The 17,761-nt window shown below is 66.7% G+C and carries 10 protein-coding genes and 1 pseudogene; 5 read left to right on the top strand and 6 right to left on the bottom strand.

Features of this window, described 5'->3' with window-relative positions:
• Positions 1-15: 15 nt before the first annotated feature.
• The 3 genes from OH799_RS28195 to OH799_RS28205 all read right to left on the bottom strand — a co-directional run bounded on the left by OH799_RS28195 (position 16) and on the right by OH799_RS28205 (position 3,568).
• Positions 16-765, bottom strand: coding sequence for a DUF1542 domain-containing protein (locus tag OH799_RS28195; protein WP_406282682.1), 750 nt, complete (start codon positions 763-765; stop codon positions 16-18).
• A gap of 68 nt (positions 766-833) precedes the next feature.
• Positions 834-2,345, bottom strand: coding sequence for a flavin-containing monooxygenase (locus tag OH799_RS28200; RefSeq protein WP_406270114.1), 1,512 nt, complete (start codon positions 2,343-2,345; stop codon positions 834-836).
• An 80-nt stretch (positions 2,346-2,425) separates the two neighbouring features.
• Complete coding sequence (locus tag OH799_RS28205; RefSeq protein WP_406270116.1) at positions 2,426-3,568, bottom strand: acyl-CoA dehydrogenase family protein; 1,143 nt, start codon at positions 3,566-3,568, stop codon at positions 2,426-2,428.
• A gap of 311 nt (positions 3,569-3,879) precedes the next feature.
• Here OH799_RS28205 and OH799_RS28210 point away from each other — a divergent pair, with 311 nt between their 5' ends.
• Both OH799_RS28210 and OH799_RS28215 read left to right on the top strand, forming a co-directional pair.
• Positions 3,880-4,152 carry a hypothetical protein gene (locus OH799_RS28210; RefSeq protein WP_406270119.1) on the top strand — a complete coding sequence of 91 codons (273 nt, stop codon included), beginning with the start codon at positions 3,880-3,882 and terminating at the stop codon, positions 4,150-4,152.
• Between the two features lie 30 nt (positions 4,153-4,182).
• Positions 4,183-5,823, top strand: coding sequence for a long-chain fatty acid--CoA ligase (locus tag OH799_RS28215; RefSeq protein ID WP_406270122.1), 1,641 nt, complete (start codon positions 4,183-4,185; stop codon positions 5,821-5,823).
• Positions 5,824-5,838: 15 nt separating this feature from the next.
• On the opposite strand, the gene OH799_RS28220 is transcribed toward OH799_RS28215, so the two are convergent.
• The 3 genes from OH799_RS28220 to OH799_RS28230 form a co-directional block, all read right to left on the bottom strand.
• Positions 5,839-6,387, bottom strand: coding sequence for an HD domain-containing protein (locus OH799_RS28220; protein ID WP_406270125.1), 549 nt, complete (start codon positions 6,385-6,387; stop codon positions 5,839-5,841).
• A 124-nt stretch (positions 6,388-6,511) separates the two neighbouring features.
• Positions 6,512-6,904, bottom strand: coding sequence for an SCO5389 family protein (locus OH799_RS28225; RefSeq protein WP_406270128.1), 393 nt, complete (start codon positions 6,902-6,904; stop codon positions 6,512-6,514).
• A gap of 63 nt (positions 6,905-6,967) precedes the next feature.
• Positions 6,968-8,029, bottom strand: a complete 1,062-nt coding sequence (locus OH799_RS28230; protein WP_406270131.1) for a nitronate monooxygenase — start codon at positions 8,027-8,029, stop codon at positions 6,968-6,970.
• Positions 8,030-8,260: 231 nt separating this feature from the next.
• Here OH799_RS28230 and OH799_RS28235 point away from each other — a divergent pair, with 231 nt between their 5' ends.
• The 3 genes and pseudogenes from OH799_RS28235 to OH799_RS28245 all read left to right on the top strand — a co-directional run bounded on the left by OH799_RS28235 (position 8,261) and on the right by OH799_RS28245 (position 17,558).
• Positions 8,261-9,091, top strand: a complete 831-nt coding sequence (locus OH799_RS28235; protein WP_406270134.1) for a M23 family metallopeptidase — start codon at positions 8,261-8,263, stop codon at positions 9,089-9,091.
• A 142-nt stretch (positions 9,092-9,233) separates the two neighbouring features.
• Positions 9,234-10,217: a DNA-binding response regulator gene (locus OH799_RS28240; RefSeq protein WP_406270137.1), complete on the top strand. Its 984-nt coding sequence runs from the start codon at positions 9,234-9,236 to the stop codon at positions 10,215-10,217.
• 286 nt (positions 10,218-10,503) lie between these two features.
• Positions 10,504-17,558, top strand: a pseudogene (locus OH799_RS28245) (amino acid adenylation domain-containing protein).
• Positions 17,559-17,761 lie beyond the last annotated feature (203 nt).

A 17,761-nucleotide genomic window follows, 5' to 3' on the forward strand; every position in this document is an offset into this window, starting at 1 on the left:
GCGGTAGTCGGCGAGTCAGAATCCGCCGTCGAAGCCGCCGCCGCCGTCGTAACCACCGCTGTCGTACCCACCGGAGTAGTCACCGCCCTGGTCGTACCCCGCGTCTGATCCGCCGCCGTCGTCAGCCGCGAGCCCGTCCTGGTATCCCTCGCCGTATCCGCTTTCGAACCCCTGCGCGTCGTATCCCACCCCGGACATCCCGGAGAACAGCGACGTGAACAGCACTGCGGAGCCGAGGCCCCAGGCGCCGCCGACCAGGGCCGGCTTCCACCAGGGCTCGGAGTACCAGCCCGCGGGGACCGGTCGTCCGGCGACTCGTCCGCCGGGATAGTAGTTCGGCGTCGCCGACGAGGGCTCGGGCGAGGTCGCGATCTTCCTTCCGTCGTACTGGACGACTCGCTTCTCGCTGACCTGCCCGGCGGTGTCCTGCCCGTCGAGCGCCGCTACCGCGGGGCCTGGGTCCATGCTCATAGCGGTGCGTGCGGCCCTGATGTAGTAAAGACCTTCCAGCGCAGTCTGTTTCGCCAGTCGCGCCTGCGCAGGGGTGCGGGCCTGATCGAGTTGCGATCCCGCCGCGAGATGCCGTTCTGACGCATCGGCCAATGCCTGCTCAGCCGCGTCGTTGCTGCCGCTGAGCGTGTAGACCTGGCCGCCGAGTCGCTCGTTCACCTGCCTTGCGTCGGCGAGCGCGTCGGCGAGTTCGGTCGCCGCGCGCTGTTTGCTCCGCAGCGCCTGCCACACCAGCAAGGCACCCGACGCCACCATTACCACGACGATCAGTAGCCACCACACCGTGCACCTCTTCCGTTGCCTCGACCCCGGACAGTGCCAGTTTACTGTCGGCTTGCTGAGACCGGGCTGAGTGCGGAAGGCAAGGGCACGGTGGCGGGTGCCTGTGTCTCGTCATAGTCGGCAGCGTCGAAAGTTCTTGTCTTCCAGCGGTAGAGCAGGGTGGCGCCGGGCCAATTATTCGTGATTCGTCCCGCCGCGTTCCGGTACCAGCTGAAGCAGAAGTTCCACGGCGTACTTTTCAGCCGCTTCTGCAGCCAGTCGTCCCAACGCTGCTCGGTGGCGGCGCGGGCGGCGAGATAGTGCCCGGGCCGGGTGGTGAGGTGTTGCACCACCTGCCGAATGTAGCGGGCCTGCGATTCGAGCATATAGATGATCGAGCCGGAGCCGACGTTGGTGTTCGGACCGTACATCATGAACAGGTTCGGGAAGTAGGGCACGGAAAGGCCCAGGTAGGCGCGCGCACCCATGTCGCCCCAGACATCGGACAGCTTGCGCCCGCCGAGGCCGTAGATGTTCATCGGTGCCAGGAACTCGGTGCCCTTGAACCCGGTGCCGTAGATGATGACGTCCACCTCGTGCTGGACGCCGTCGGCGGTGCGGATTCCGGTCGGCGTGATCGCCTCGATCGCGGTGGTCTCCACGGTGACGTTCGGCTGTGTCAGTGCGGGGAAGTATTCGTTGGAGAACAGGCCGCGCTTGCAGCCGGCTGCGTAGTCGGGTGTCAGCTTCGCGCGCAGTTCGGCGTCGGGCACCTGTGCGGCGCGGTGCCGATCGGCCAGGGCGATGACAGGGGTCTTCACCGCAGGGATGTCGGTGAGTGCCAGGGCCATCACTTCGAAGAATGACCAGATCGCGAAGCGCTCCGCGAGGCGGCTGGGCGGGACGTGCTTGAACAGCGCGTGGTGCACGGCGTTGTACTCGACGTCGGCCTTCGGCAGCACCCAGGCCGCCGAACGCTGGAACAGCGTGAGCTGCGCGACCTTCGGCTGTATGCGCGGGATGTATTGGACCGCGCTGGCTCCGGTGCCGATGCAGGCGACGCGGGTGCCCGTGAGGTCGACCTCGTGGTTCCACTCCGCGGAGTGGAAGGCGGGACCGGCGAAGGTGTCGATCCCCGGGATATCGGGCAGGGCAGGACGCGACAGCTGCCCGACAGCCGGGACGAGGATGTCGGCGGTGAGCCGCGACCCGTCGGCCGTGCCGATAGTCCACTGGCCGGTGCGCTCGTCGAACTCCGCGTCGGTCACCTCGGTGCCGAAGCGGATGAAGCGCTCGAGGCCGTGCTTCGCGGCGACACCGCGCATATACGCGTGGATGTCGCGCTGTTCGGAGAAACGCCGTGGCCAATCCGATTTCGGCTCGTAGGACCAGGAATACAGCGGCGACGGTACGTCGCACGCCGCGCCGGGGTAGGTGTTCTCGCGCCACACGCCCCCGAGATCCTCGGCGCGCTCCAGGATGGTGAACGTGTCCAGCCCGGCCCTCCGCAGCTCCAGTGCCATGCCGAGCCCGCCGAACCCGGCTCCGATGATGATGATGGACGGCGTTGTCATACCTCGAGCGTAAGACGCGAATCCGCAGGTCCGAAGACATCTGCGGTCAGCGAATTGGCATTTTCGGCCATGTCGGGTGATCAGTTCTCGGAGAGGTGACGGGCGATGACCAGGCGTTGGATCTGGTTGGTCCCTTCGAATATCTGCATCACCTTGGCCTCGCGCATGTAGCGCTCGACGGGGAAGTCCTGGGTGTAGCCGTAGCCACCGAACACCTGGACCGCGTCGGTGGTGACCTTCATGGCGGCGTCGGTGGCGACGAGTTTGGCCACGCTGGCCTGGCGGGAGTACGGCAGGCCCATGTCCCGACGCCGCGCGGCGTCGATATAGGTAGCGCGTGCGGAGTCGACGGCGGCGGCCATGTCGGCGAGTACGAAGCCGAGGCCTTGGTGGTCGATGATGTGGCGGCCGAACGTCTCGCGTTCCTTGGCGTAGGCGACGGCCTCGTCCAGGGCGCGTTGCGCCAGACCGGTGGCGATCGCGGCGATGCCCAGTCGGCCGGAGTCCAGGGCGCTGAAGGCGATCGAAAGTCCCTGTCCTTCGGTGCCGATCAATCGTTCCCCGGGCAGGAACGCGTCGTCGTAGGCGGCGGTGGTGGTCGGCACGGCACGCAGGCCCATCTTCTCCTCGGGCTTGCCGAAGCTGAGGCCTTCGGCGTCCCGCGGGACCAAGAAGCAGGAGATGCCACGCGAGCCTTCGCCGGTGCGGGCGAACAAGGTGTAGAAGTCGGCTCGGCCGCCGTTGGTGATCCAGGCTTTGGCGCCATTGATTCGGTAACCGCCCTCGACGCGAGTCGCCCGGCAGCGCAGCGCGGCCGCGTCCGATCCGGCGTGTGGCTCGGAAAGGCTGTAGGCGCCGATGGTCTCGCCGGAGAGCATCCCGGGCAGCCAGCGCTGCTTCTGCTCGTCGGTACCGAAAGCGAACAGCGGATGGCATGACAGACTGTGCACGCTGACCGCGACCGCGACGGCGGCCCAGCGGGCGGCCAGTTCCTCGAGCACCTGGAGGTACACCTCGTACGGCTGGTCACCGCCGCCGAACTCCTCTGGGTACGGCAGGCTCAGCAGTCCGGCCGCGCCGAGTGCGGGGAAGGCGCCGTCGGGGTAGGTCCCTGCCTTCTCGCAGTCGACCACCCGCGGTTCCAGCACCTTGTCGGCGATGTCGCGGGTCAGTTCGAGCAGATCCCTGGCCTCGGGGGTGGGCAGCATTCGGTCCACTGGCATGTCGTCTACTCCGGCGGTCACTCGGTGCGTTGTCTCGTGACTCACAGTAACCGCGGCCTTGCCGAAGCCTGCCTTGCGCCGGTTCAGCGGTCCGCGCCCCATGTCGTGCTGAAACTGAACACCGCCGTGGTCCACGCGTATCCGGCGCGCAGCGGGTCGGACCGGACCGCTTCGACCGGGTAGCCGAGCTGACCAGCGGAGGCTGATGGCGGCCGCACGTCCGGCCGGATCCCGCCGGCACCTCCCCGCTGCGCCTACTGTTGGGTAGCATCGCCGATGTGATGTGGCTCATGGTCGGTTCGTGCTGAGACATGCCGGCGCGCGTACCGAACCTCTCCACGGTTCCCGACCTGGTCCGATGGAGCCACATCCTCGAGCATCTCGCCTCGGGTACCCGGCGCGCCCTCGGAGCTCTCGGCTTCACCGACAACGTGGCATGGACCGGCCCCGAGCGCGTGCTGTCGTGCGCCATGCTCGCCGGCGGCACACCGATTCCGGACCCCGAGGTGGTGCGCTGGATCGGGTTGCCCGACGGGATCACGTCGGAGACGCCGAAGGTTGCCGACACCGACTTGGCTTTCTGACGGGAAGTCACTGAAGAAAAAGGAGTTCCGATGTTGAGCACCATGCAGGACGAGCCGTTGTCGCTGGCCACGTTGCTGCGCTACGCATCGACGTTCGTCGGCGATTCCACCGTGTCCACTTGGACCGGTACCGGCGTGCGCACCATGACCTACCGCGAGGTCGGCGTCGAGTCGGCACGGCTGGCGAACGCGTTGCGCGGGTTGGGGATCGGCGTCGGCGACCGGGTCGGCACGTTCATGTGGAACAACAATGAGCATGTGGTCGCCTACGTCGCGGTGCCCGCGATGGGCGCGGTGCTGCATGCGCTGAACATCCGGTTGTTCCCGGACCAGGTCGTATACGTAGCCAACCACGCCGAAGACCAGGTGGTGCTGGTCGACGGAACGCTGGTGCCGATGTTCACCCAGTTGCTGCCGCACATGAAGACAGTGCGCCACGTCGTCGTGGTCAACGGGGACGCGGCCACGCTCGCCGCGCCGGACGGTGTCCAGGTGCACTCCTACACCGAACTGCTCGGTGCGCAGCCGGATACCTACGACTTCCCGGTGATCGACGAGCGGTCCGCCGCGGCGATGTGCTACACCTCCGGCACCACGGGCGACCCGAAGGGCGTGGTGTACTCGCACCGCTCCAACTGGCTGCACGCGATGCAGGTCGCCGCGAACAACGGCATGGGTCTGATCGGCACCGACACCATCCTCACCATCGTGCCGCTGTTCCACGCGAACGCATGGGGCCTGCCGTATGCGGCGCTGATGTCCGGCGCGAGTCTGCTCATGCCGGACCGTTTCCTGCAGCCGGGGCCCCTGCTCGAGTGCATGGCCGACCAGAGGCCGTCCTTCGCCGCCGCCGTGCCCACGATCTGGGGTGGGGTGCTGGCTGGTCTCGCAGCGAAACCACAGGACATCACGCACCTGCGCTCGGTCGTTGTGGGCGGCTCGGCCGTTCCGCCGTCGATGATGCGCGCCTTCCGGGACAAGCACGGCGTGCGGGTCCTGCACGCGTGGGGCATGACGGAGACCTCGCCCCTGGGCAGCGTCGCGCATCCGCCGGCAAGTGCGCTCACCGAGGAAGACCAGTGGCCCTACCGGGTGACGCAGGGCCGGTTCCCGGCCGGCGTGCAGGCTCGCCTGGTCGCCGACGATGGCAGCGTGGTCCCCACCGACGGCCAATCGCTCGGTGAGCTGGAAGTACGCGGCCCCTGGATCACCGCTTCCTATTACTCGCCGGACGGCGTCCCGGTGGACGCGGAGAAGTTCCACGACGGCTGGCTGCGCACCGGCGACGTCGGCAAGATCAGCGGGGACGGCTACCTCACCCTGGTGGACCGCTCCAAGGACGTGATCAAGTCGGGCGGCGAATGGATTTCGTCGGTGGACCTGGAGAACGCCGTGATGGGGCACCCTGCGGTCGCCGAGGCGGCCGTGATCGGCGTGCCGGACGAGAAATGGGACGAGCGGCCGCTGGTGGCGATCGTGCTCGCCGAGGGCGCCGAGGCGAAACCCGAACAGCTGCGCGAGTTCCTGGCGGACAAGGTCGCGAAATGGCAGCTGCCGGAACGCTGGACGTTCATCGCGGAGGTGCCGAAGACCAGCGTGGGCAAGTTCGACAAGAAGCGGCTGCGCTCCCAGTACGCCGAGGGCGACTTGGACGTCACCACGCTCGGCTGAATACACCGCCTCACGTCACCACTTCAGCATCGGCAGTGGTGACGTGGGGTTGGTCCACAGTCGCCGCGCGGCCAGCCGCACCAGTGCGCGATGGAAGCCGTGGTCGGGATTTCGTTTTGCCAGGTCACGGTAGGTCGCCCTGGATACCCCGAACCGGCCGAGCAGTCCCAGCTCGACGTCGATCGCATCGGCGCGGCGGAAGATCTCGACCGCGTCGTCCGGTGCACCGGCGGAGCGGATCTTGTGGTGCTCGGTGATCATCGGCACCACTATCTCGGTCAGGTCGCTCCGGTCGATGCTCGCCAACCAGGCACGTGCGTGGTCGCAGGAGGGCGCGAGGTAGTCGAACGTACCCGCCGACCAGATGCCGATGTCGTGCAAGGCGGCGGCGGTCAGATACTCCTCGCGGCTGCTGGGTGGGGGTTGCTGATCATCTGCCAGAAGATCGCACAGGGCTAGCACGCGCAGCACGTGATTGGTGTAGCCCGCACCGTCCCCGCCGAGCTGTTGCTGCCACGGCGCCAGCCTGCCCTCGATCTCATCCCGAAGATCGTTGCTGCTCATGCCGGTTCACACTACGCGAAGGGTCGGAAGACAGCCGGTGTCGACGCGCGGGTGCGATGCTGACAAGAGAACACCCGGCGCAGGCCGAAACAGTTTGCCGCGCCGGGTGTTCAGAGTTTGCCGATCAGCAGTTGCGCAGCTCCGGGTTTTGGTTGAGCAGCTGGGCCCTGGTGCCGATGAACGTGGTGTAGGTATCGCCGCCGACCGCGGAGATCGGGAACGCGGCGACCCGGTGGCAATTCTGGAAGGCGAGCTTCACGCCGAAATGCCGTTCCAGCCCGCCGCGGATCGCGTCCGAGGCCATGGCTCGCAGCAGCTGCCCGCGGGCGACCTCGTCCGGTGGAGGAACCGTGTTGTCGGCGAATTCGGCAGTGCCGGACTCCAAGTCGCCGGCGACTCGGCTGACGACTTCCCAAGCGTAGGGCAGCGAATCGCGGACGACCTCGACGAAGTCGGCGTCGTCGACCTCGCCGCGCTCGGCGCGTTCGAGTAGTTCGGTGGGGACATCGAGGGACATAGCGCTTTCCTCCAGGGATAGACGGCCGATGCGATGCCCCTCGACTTTAATCGAAAGTCGTTGTCAACAAGGCTGGATTCGGCGCGAAAGCGCTGACTCCAGTGCGTTTTTCGTGTCGGCGGCCAGCGTTCGCACCAGTTCACCCGCGGGTAGCTCCGGTGCCAGGGTGTGTGTTTGCCCAGCCCACAGGTTCACCTCGTCCGGGTTGCCGGCCGCGCGTGCTGCCGCCCGCAGCGGGGCGGTGGCGTAGTGGATCTCCGGGTACGCGGCAGGCGCCGCGGTGTGCTCGATCATGAATCGGTTGCGCAACCCGCGCGCTCGGCGTCCAGTGAAGGCGCGGGTGAGCATCGTGGGGGTGTCCTGGGTGAGCGTGGCGCGGTGCACCTGATTGGTGCCCGCCTCGGGGCAGCGCAGGAACGCGGTGCCGAGCTGTGCGGCGGCGGCGCCCGCCGCCAGCGCCGCGGCGATGCCTGCGCCGGTGGCGATACCGCCGGTCGCCACGAGCGGACGGTCGGTGGCGGCGGTCAGGATCTGCACCAGGGCCAGTAGCGTCAGCGGATCGGTCGCGTCATCGGCGGGTCGGTCCACGAAGGTGGCGCGGTGCCCACCCGCCTCCGCGCCTTGGGCGATGAGGACGTCGGCGTCCGCCTCGACCGCGACGCGCGCCTCGGCCGCCGACGTCACCGTCACCCACACCTCGGAGCCGACGGCATGCAGCCGTGCGATCTCCTCGGTGGTCGGGCAGCCGAAGGTGAACGAGACGGCCGCGACCGGATCGGCGACGAGCAGGTCGAGCTTGGCGTCCCAGTCGTCGGTGTCGAACTTTGCGTCCCCGAGCTGATGGTCGGCGCCGAGTTCGGCGAGATAGGCCGTGAGGTCGGCGGTGGGTGTCTCCGGTCCGGGCACGAAGAGGTTGACGCCGAACGGCTTGTCGGTCGCGGCGCGGGTCGCCGTGATCCGCGCGGCGGTGTCGGTGGCGCTCAGATAGCCGGCCGCCAGCTGGCCGAAACCGCCCGCTTCGGCGACCGCGGCGGTGAGTTCGGGAGTGGAGGGGCCGCCCGCCATCGGGGCCAGCACGATGGGGACGCCCAGTTGGTGGATGATCACGGTCCAAGTCTCGCTCATTTGGACATGTGACCCAGCGCTCACCAGCAACTTTGTCGCAAAAGGTTGCGGAATGGTCACGACGAGGTAGAGTTCCCATCACAACGGACGCCGAAACGTTATCTAGCTCAGCTTCACCGGATCGTTATCAACCGGTCGACGCAAGCATGGCATCCGGGACGGACCCCTGTTCTTCGAGGCAAGGACGCAGCTTTGTCGCAGCACCGTGTAGGCCCCAGCTCTATTACCGTCATGAGCCTCATCGGCGATGGTGTCACGGGTCGGCCGACACGGCACCGCGCCGAGCCGTCCTCTGCTGGGCGGGTGAAGTTCGCTGCGAGCGTCGTGGTTGCCACCGGCGCGCTGATCGGCACCGCCACCCAGGTCACCTACGCGTCACCACAGCTACCCGGTGCGCACGACGCCGACGATGAGGCGGTCGAACAGGTCACCGCAAAGGGCACCGGAATCACGCAGGTCGCCGAGCTGAAAACCGCGCAGGAGCCGGTTGTCGAGGCTGCGGCGGAGCCCGCTCCGGCCGCCACCCAGGTGGCCGCGCCGGTGGCCGCTTCGGCGGCCGCTCCGTTCGGCATCCCGAACCTGCCGCCGGAGGTCGTCGCACCGCTGGCTCAGGCCGAGGAGGCCCTCCGGGGTGTGCAGCAGCAGGTCGCTCCGGCCCAGGCGGTACGCCCGGTGGGGGGCGAGATCAGCTCAGGATTCGGCAGTCGCTGGGGTGCCATGCACTACGGCCTCGACTTCGCCGACGCGCTCGGCGCGCCGATCCACTCGGTCAGCAACGGCACCGTGATCGAGGCGGGCCCGGCCTCCGGGTTCGGCCTGTGGGTGCGCGTGCTGCAGGACGACGGCACCACCGCGGTCTACGGCCACGTGAACGAGATGTTCGTCCACGCGGGCCAGCGGGTGAACGCGGGCGACGTGATCGCTACCGTCGGCAACCGGGGACAGTCGACCGGTCCGCACCTGCACCTGGAGATCTGGAACCAGGGCGGCACCAAGATCGACCCCATGCCTTACCTGGCAGCCAAGGGCGTGCCCATGCAGTGGGGCCCGTCCGCGCACTGAGTTCAGTTGCCGGGCTTGCTATTGCGACGATCACGCCGGTGTCTACCGCGGGGTGTCCGCACTGCGGCGGCATGATGAGCGCTTCGAGAGTCGGTCTGCTCGAGCCGCCCCACAGGCATCGGTCGGTCGTTAGGCTCGGGCCGTGACCGAGCTGGGCGACATCTTCGAGCCTGGATCACCGCATGGCCGCACCTACGCCGTGCTGGTGCACCATCCGCGATCGAGTCTCGCCGATATCGCGCAGTACCTGGGCATTTCGGTAGACCTCGCCGCGGACTCGTTGGATCTGTTGTGTGAATTGCATGCCGCGGTCCGCATCGAGTCGCCCGACGGCGACCCGGTATGGGACGCGCACGCGCCGGAATCGTTGTCCGAAGTCGAAGCGCGGCGCAGGCAACAAGAGATCAACCAGATGCATGCTGCCGCCGCGCGCCTGAGCGAGACGTTTCGTTCGGTGCGCCGCTCGCCACGCGGCAGCGGCGCCGTGGTGCCGGTATTCGAGCGCTTGGAGATGCTCGCGGATTTCGAGGAGATGCAGACCGGTGCGCGCGACTGCGTCAAGCTCGTCGAACGCGGGCCCTATCTCAGCGATTTGGACCGTGAGCGACAGTTGTTCCAGCTCAAACGGGCCAGGATCGCCGAAGGCATCCGCTACCAGACCCTCTATCAGGACACCGTCTACCAGGACCCGGAGCGCCTGCGGCACGCACTGTCCACCAATGCCAGTGGGGCACAGGCCAGAACGCTGCCCGAACCGCCGTTCAAGCTGATCATCAGCGACGACGAACGGGCCAGCCTGGTGCTGCACGCCGACGAACGCAGGCCCGACCCGATGGGTCTGCGGATCACCGGCTCATCCACGCTGGACCTGCTGATCAAGACCTTTGAAGTGCTCTGGGCCCTGGCCGCGCCCATCTCCGTGAATCCGACCGCGGAGGCGCTGGACGAACGCGACCGGGCGATCCTGACCCTGATGGGTCTCGGCGCCACCGACGACACCATCGCCCGCAGGCTCGGGATGTCCAGGCGCACCGTGGTCCGCCGCACCGCCCGGCTGTTGGAGCGGCTCGGCGCGAGCACCCGATTCCAGGCGGGCGTGCAGGCCACCCGGCGTGGATGGTTGTGAACGAGTTCATCGATTCGGCTGCTCCCGCGACATGACAGAACCTGCGTCGATCCCACGGCAGGCATCGGGCAATGCGCCACTTTCATGAGGGATCGGGCGGTGTTCGACGAAAGGATGGCCGCACCGAAGGGGGCGGCCCGCAGCAGCGGAAGCCGTGGCAATCCAATCGCGAGTGGCTACCGATCAGTCCCCTTATATGATTGCTCGGACCGCACTGGTCCTGGACACATGCCCTGATCTGGGTAGGGCCGGGTCCTGGCTCGATGCGAGAGGTGAATGCACTCGAATGGAAACCGCCCGTCGATCCGCTCGAGGTAGCCGTCGCCGCAGGTCGAGCAGTTTGCTTTTCGGGCAGTTACTCACCGCTGCGGTGGAGTCCGCCGCCACTGAGGTCGCGATCAGGTTCAATCCGACGGGAGATCCCGCCGATGATCGCGAGCTGACCTATGCCGAGTTGGATTCGGCGTCCTCGCGGCTGGCGAGGGAGTTGATCGAGCGTGGTGTCGGTCCGGGCGATGTGGTCGCTATCGGCATCGCGCGCAGTGTGGAGTCGGTGCTCGCGGTCTGGGCGATCGCGAAGACCGGCGCCGCGTATGTGCCGGTGGATCCGACGTACCCGACCGACCGGATCAACCACATCGTCTCCGATTCCGGTGCGGTGGTGGGCCTGACGACCTCGGCGCACCGTGCCGTGCTCGGCACCGCCGTGTACTGGATCGAGTTGGATGATCCGGTGCAGGCGGAGCGGATCGCCGCGCGCCCAGGGCATCCCATTTCGTATACCGATCGGGTTCGTCCGCTGGATGAGCGGCACCCGGCTTATGTGATCTACACCTCGGGGTCGACCGGCAAGCCCAAGGGTGTCGTGGTTTCCCATAGTGGTCTTGCCGGGTTGGTGGCCGCCGAGCGCGCGCATTACGGGGTGAGCGAGGAGTCGCGGGTTCTGCATGTGTGCTCGCCGAATTTCGATGTGTCGGTGCTGGAGTTGTTGTTGGCGTTCTCTTCCGGGGCGATGTTGGTGATCGCGCCGCCGTCGGTGTTCGGTGGGCATGAACTGTCGGATCTGTTGCGGCGCGAGCGTGTCACGCACATGTTGATTACTCCGGGCGCGTTGGAATCGGTGGACCCGGAGGGTTTGGGCGACCTGCAGGTCGTGGTGGTGGCCGGGGACAAGTTCGGGCCGGAGCTGGTTGCCCGTTGGGGGGTGAGCGGGAGTTCTACAACGGTTACGGGCCTACCGAGGCAACGATTCTCGCGACGAGTACTACGGCGATAGTTCCGGGTGATCCGATCACGATCGGCTCGGCGATCGCGGGAGTCGGTGCGTTCGTGCTGGATTCGCGGCTGCGTCCGGTGCCTGCCGGGGTGGTGGGTGAGTTGTATCTGTCGGGTGCGGCGTTGGCGCAGGGCTATCTCGGCCGGCCGGGGTTGACCGCGGAGCGCTTCGTGGCCAGCCCATTCGGTGCCTTTGGTGGGCGGCTCTACCGGACCGGTGATTTCGTGCGGTGTGTGGAGTCCGGGGGTGGTGCGGGCGATGTGCTCGAGTATGTGGGCCTTGATCGTGCGGTGTTGCCGGAGCCTGTTTTTGCTGCGCGTGTGTTTCGTGCGCCTTCGACACCGGTTGAGGAGGTCGTGGCCGAGGTGTTCGGGGCGTTGCTGGTGGCTGAGGAGGACGGCCGGGTCGGGGCGGACGACGACTTCTTCGAGCTCGGCGGTAATTCGTTGCTTGCCGCGCAGGCCGCGGCACGGGTCGGTTCGGCGTTGGGTGTGCGGGTGCCGGTGCAGTTGTTGTTCGAGGCGACAACTGTCGCCGCGTTGGCGGCGCGTGTGGAACAGCATGTGGGTTCGGTGGTGGGCCAAGCGTTGCGTGCGGGCCCGCGACCGGTGCGGGTGCCGTTGTCGTATGCCCAACAGCGGATGTGGTTTCTCAACCGTTTCGATCCGGGTAGCGCGGTAGACAACATCCCGGTGGCGGTGCGTTTGTCGGGCCGACTGGATGTCGAGGCGTTACGGGCCGCGGTGGGCGACCTCGCCGAACGGCATGAGGTGCTGCGTACCGTCTACCCGGAGATCGATGGCGAAGGCTACCAGCTGGTGCTGCCGACAGGTGATGTGCGCGCGGTGCCGGAGTTCATGATCGAGCAGGCCCACGACAGCGAGGTGCCCGCGTTCATCGCTGCCGTGGTGACAGACGGTTTCGACGTGACCAGCAGGCCGCCGGTACGGGTGCGGCTACTGGCGTTGAGCGAGACCGAGCATGTGTTGATCTGTGTGGTGCACCATATCGCCGGTGACGGGTTCTCCATGGGCCCGTTGACTCGTGACCTGATGGGCGCATACGCGGACCGGGTGCGTGGTCGCGTGCCGGAATGGGAACCGTTGCCGGTGCAATACGCCGACTATGCGATATGGCAGCGTGCGGTTCTCGGTGTCGAGGACGACCCGGATTCGGTACTGGCGCAGCAGATCTCGTTCTGGCGCAGCGCATTGGCAGGACTGCCTGAACAGTTGGAGTTGCCCGCGGATCGTGCACGTCCCGCGGTCGCCTCGCACCGCGGCGCCACGGTCGGCTTCGACATAGATGCTGATGTGCACGCGGCGTTGAGCCGCCTCGCCCACACCCACAATTCGACGTTGTTCATGGTGATGCACGCGGCGCTGGCTGTGTTGTTGGCTCGGTTGTCGGGCACCGGTGACATCGCGGTGGGAACACCGATCGCCGGACGTGGCGAGGCGGCGTTGGATGATGTGGTCGGCATGTTCGTCAACACATTGGTGCTGCGCACCGAGGTCGACTCGGGCACGCGTTTCGATCAGCTGTTGCGTGCGGTGCGTGAAGCCGATGTCGAGGCGTTCGGGCACGCTGATGTTCCGTTCGAGCGGCTGGTGGAGTTGCTGGACCCGGTGCGTTCGGCAGGGCGCCATCCACTGTTCCAGGTGATGCTGACCTTCCAGAACCTCGCACACACCGAACTGGAACTGCCCGGACTTTCGGTATCAGGAGTGGACCTCGCGGTGCCGCTGGCCAAGTTCGATCTACAACTGACACTGGTGGAAAACATCGAACGGCGCGGCGAACCCCACGGCATGTCAGCGGCATTCACCTACGCCACCGACCTGTTCGACCAGGCCACCGTGCAAGACTTCGCCGACCGCTTCAACCGAATCCTGACCACCGTCGCATCCCAACCCACCGTGACCATCGGCGACATCGACATACTCGCCCCAGGCGAACAAGACCTGGTCCTACACGAATGGAACAGCCCGGGTGCGACGGTGCCTGAGGTGACCCTGGTGGATCTGCTCGGCGCGCAGGCGCGCAGGCGGCCGAACGCGAGGGCGATTCGTTTCGGTGACACCACGCTGACTTTCGGTGAGTTGCAGCGTCAGGCGAACCAGGTGGCTCGTGCGTTGATCGCGCATGGTGCGGGTCCGGAATCGCTGGTGGCCGTGGCGGTTGCGCGGTCGGAGGAGCTTCCGGTCGCGTTGTTGGGGGTGCTGATAGCGGGTGCGGCGTATCTGCCGATAGATACCACCTATCCGGCGCAGCGGCTGGAGTTCATGCTCGCCGACGCAGCACCGATCTGCATCCTGACCACGGCGGACGAGCGCGTCGCGGTATCGACCGGCGATATTCCGGTGATTCTGCTCGAGGAGGCGGCGTACTTCGCCGACGACCCGGTCGGTGACACCGATCGCATCGCGCCGCTGCGTCCGGACAACCTGGCGTATGTCATCTACATTTCGGATTCGACTGGTGTGCCCAAGGGTGTCGGTGTGGCGCACCGCAACGTGGTGAAGCTTTTCGCCAACACTCAGCTGCTGTTCGAGTTCGACGAGACCGACGTGTGGACGCTTTTTCATTCGTTCGCGTTCGATTTCTCGGTGTGGGAGTTGTGGTGCGCGCTGGCCAACGGCGGCACCGTGGTGATAGTCGACTACCTCACGTCGTGTTCGCCGGAACAGTTCCGCGAGTTGCTGATTCGCGAACAGGTCACGGTGCTCAACCAGACCCCTTCGGCGTTCTATCAGCTCGCCGAGGCCGACCGTGCCGCGGACCCGATCGACCAGGGCAAGTTCGCGCTGCGCTACGTGGTCTTCGGTGGTGAAGCGCTGGATCTGCGTCGGCTGCGGCGCTGGTACGAGCGGTACGCTGTGAACGCGCCATGGCTGGTGAACATGTACGGAATCACCGAGACCACCGTGCACGTGTCGTTCCTGTCGCTCGACGAGCACATCGTGGACAACGCGGCCGGCGTGATCGGCCGTGCGCTGCCCGGCCTGGACGCCTATGTGCTCGACGACAGGTTGCATCCGGCGCCGGTCGGCGTGGCAGGGGAGATCTACGTCGCGGGCGACCAGCTCTCCCGCGGCTACCTCGGCCGTTTCGGACTGGCCGCCGCGCGATTCGTCGCGAATCCGTTCGGCGCACCGGGATCTCGGATGTACCGTACCGGCGACATCGGCCGCTGGGTCGGTCTCGGTTGGCAGGCCACCCTCGAATACGCGGGCCGTGGTGACCAGCAGGTACAGCTGCGTGGTTTTCGTGTCGAGCTCGGTGAGATCGAGTCGGTGTTGTCGGGTTGCGCCGGTGTGAGCCAGGCTGTCGTACTGGTCTGTGTCGATGAGCAGGTGGGTGATCGGCTCGTCGGCTATGTGGTGCCCGATGCCGGTACTCAATTGGATCCAGTGGTGTTGCGCGCTCAGGTTGCTGAGTTTCTTCCCAGCTATACGGTTCCTGATGGCATTGTCGTGCTGGAGGCCCTGCCGCTGACTCCGAACGGCAAGCTTGATCGCAGGGCGTTGTCGGCACCGGAGTTCTTCGGTTCGGTGACTTTTCGTGCGCCGAGATCGCCGGTCGAGCAAGCCGTGGCTGATGTGTTCGCCGGTTTGCTCGGTGCCGGTGAGGTTGGCTTGGATGATGACTTCTTCGCTCTTGGTGGTAATTCGTTGCTGGCGACCAGGGTGGTCGCGCGGATCAATGCGGCGTTGGACGCGAACGTCGCCGTGCGCGAGCTGTTCGAGGCGTCTACTGTTGCCGCGTTGGCCGACCGTATTGTGCCTGGTGTAGGGGGGCGTCCGGGGCTGGCTCGCATCGAGCGGGTGGAGCTGGTGCCGTTGTCGTTGGCGCAGCAGCGGATGTGGGTGCTCAATCAGTTCGATCCGGCTTCGCCTGCTTACAATATTCCGCTGGCGATCAGGCTGTCTGGTGCGCTGGATGTGTCGGCGTTGCGTTATGCGTTGGCGGATGTGTTGGAGCGGCATGAGTCGCTGCGGACGCGGTATCCGGTGAGCGGGCCGGGGGGGTTGCCGTTTCAGGAGATCTTGTCTGTGGCCGAGGTGCTGCCCGGCGGGTTGGAGGTGGTGGCCACCGGTGACCCGATGGGTCGGGTGACCGAGTTGATGCTCACCGGGTTCGATGTGACCGATCAGGTTCCGGTGCGTGCCTTGCTTGTGGAGTCCGGACCGGAGGAGTATCTGCTGGCTGTGGTCGCGCACCATATCGCCGCTGATGGTGCTTCGATGGTGCCGCTGGCTCGTGATCTGATGACTGCTTACCTGGCCAGGATCGGTGGTAACTCGCCGCGTTGGTCGCCGCTGGAGGTGCAGTACGGCGACTTCGCGATCTGGCAGCGCAGTGTCATCGGCACCGATGATGAGGAGAACTCGATAGCCGCTCGGCAGTTGGCGTACTGGCGTAACCAGCTCGAGGGGTTGTCTGGTGAGTTGGAATTGCCGCTGGACCGTCCGCGCCCCGCGGTGGCGACGATGCGTGGGGCGAACACCGGCCTGGCCGTTTCGCCGGAGGTGCACCAGGCGCTGGCCGTCCTTGCGCGGGAATACAACGCGACCCTGTTCATGGTTGTTCACGCGGCGCTGGCGGTGCTGCTTGCCCGGTTGTCCGGGGACTCGGATGTGGCTATCGGCACGCCGATCGCGGGTCGTGGTGAGCGTGCGATCGATGATCTGGTCGGGATGTTCGTGAACACTTTGACACTACGCACAGCGGTCGAGCGGTCGGCGTCCTTCGCTGCTCTGGTCGACCAGGTGCGCGAGACCGATCTCACGGCGTTCGCCAACGCGGATATTCCGTTCGAGCGGGTGGTGGAGGTGGTGGCGCCTGGTCGGGCGACTACGCAGAGTCCGCTGTTCGGTGTGGTGCTGTCGTTCCAGAACACCGAGCAGCCGGCCTTGGAATTGCCCGGGCTCACTGTCGCCGCGCTGGACGCGGGTCTGGTCTCGGCGAAGTTCGATCTGCAGGTGAACGTGCACCCGCGCCATGGCGAGGATGGTTCGTTCGGCGAGCTGGACACCGTCTTCACCTACGCGGTCGACCTTTTCGACGAGACCACGGTGCAGTCCTTCGGTCGCAGGCTGGAACGGATCCTGACCAGGGTGGCCGCCGACCCACACGTGCTCGTCGGCGACATCGACATCCTCGACCACACCGAACGAGAACAGATGGCCGCCGCGGCTGAATCGGTGGCTGCCGAACCGCCGGTGGCGACCGCGGGCACTGCGTTGACACAGGTGTTGGCGGTCGCTGTGGAAGACGATCCGGAAGGGCCCGCGGTGGTCTCCGGCGAGAACGCCCTTTCTTATCAGGATCTGGATGCTCGTTCGTCGCGGTTGGCGCGGGTGTTGATCGCGCGGGGTGTTGGGCCGGGTATGGGTGTCGCGGTGTTGCTCGATCGGGGTATCGAGGCGGTGATCAGCGCTTGGGCCGTGTTGAAGGCGGGTGCGGCGGTGGTGGCGGTCGATGCGCTGGACGCGGCGCTGTCGGACGGGCTGGAGGTCGGGGTCGGGCTCACGGTCGGTGACTCGGGCTCGATCGGTGCCATCGACTGGCTGGCGCTCGACGATCCCGGCGTTGTCGCCGATGTCGCCGCCGAGTCGCCGCGCCCGGTGACCTACGCGCACCGTGTCCGTGCGCTGCGCGGCAGCGACCCGGCGTTCGTCGGGGAGCAGGTGCTCAGCTACGACGGGTTGGCCGCGGCGGCCGCAGGGTTGTGCGCGCGGACCGAGCTGACCTTCGAATCCCGCACATTCCAGCACGGCAGCGCGCAATCGCTCGCCGCGCTGGTCGAGGTGGTCGCCGCTGGATCGGCGGGCGCGTCGGTGGTACTCGTGTGGGACGGCGGCGTCACCACCGAGTCGCTCGCCGACGAATGGGTCACCCATTTGATGACCGATCGGGCAGGGCTCGACACACTCGACCCGACCGCACTGGAGGACCTACAGGCTGTGGTACTCGACAACGGTGTCGGCGCTGGCGCGCCAGGTTCCTGGGGTCGAGTGGATTCGATCGTCGAGTTCGCCGAGTTGTTGGGCACGGAATGACCGTGCGGTCGTGGTATGGGCGGCGGCCGAGACCCAGTGCCGGATTTGTCTCGGTCGCTCCGAACTGCCCAGCCGATCGCGTCGTGAAGGACTCGGGCGCGAGTGCCCGGGTTCGCCACGGGATTGGGCACCACCGAGGACACCATTGCCCGGAGGCTGGGAATGTCCGCCGCCCGCCGCCCGCGGTCCGTCGCACCACCGAC

The organism is Nocardia sp. NBC_00881 (assembly GCF_045207455.1).
Lineage (GTDB): Bacteria > Actinomycetota > Actinomycetes > Mycobacteriales > Mycobacteriaceae > Nocardia.

Excerpts from the sequence above, each read along its gene's own strand:
- OH799_RS28230 (WP_406270131.1), bottom strand. The coding sequence starts at position 8,029 with ATGAGCGAGACTTGGACCGTGATCATCCACCAACTGGGCGTCCCCATC.
- OH799_RS28195 (WP_406282682.1), bottom strand. The coding sequence starts at position 765 with ATGGTGGCGTCGGGTGCCTTGCTGGTGTGGCAGGCGCTGCGGAGCAAA.
- OH799_RS28225 (WP_406270128.1), bottom strand. The coding sequence starts at position 6,904 with ATGTCCCTCGATGTCCCCACCGAACTACTCGAACGCGCCGAGCGCGGC.
- OH799_RS28210 (WP_406270119.1), top strand. The coding sequence starts at position 3,880 with ATGCCGGCGCGCGTACCGAACCTCTCCACGGTTCCCGACCTGGTCCGA.
- OH799_RS28235 (WP_406270134.1), top strand. The coding sequence starts at position 8,261 with ATGAGCCTCATCGGCGATGGTGTCACGGGTCGGCCGACACGGCACCGC.
- OH799_RS28205 (WP_406270116.1), bottom strand. The coding sequence starts at position 3,568 with ATGCCAGTGGACCGAATGCTGCCCACCCCCGAGGCCAGGGATCTGCTC.
- OH799_RS28215 (WP_406270122.1), top strand. The coding sequence starts at position 4,183 with ATGTTGAGCACCATGCAGGACGAGCCGTTGTCGCTGGCCACGTTGCTG.
- OH799_RS28200 (WP_406270114.1), bottom strand. The coding sequence starts at position 2,345 with ATGACAACGCCGTCCATCATCATCATCGGAGCCGGGTTCGGCGGGCTC.
- OH799_RS28220 (WP_406270125.1), bottom strand. The coding sequence starts at position 6,387 with ATGAGCAGCAACGATCTTCGGGATGAGATCGAGGGCAGGCTGGCGCCG.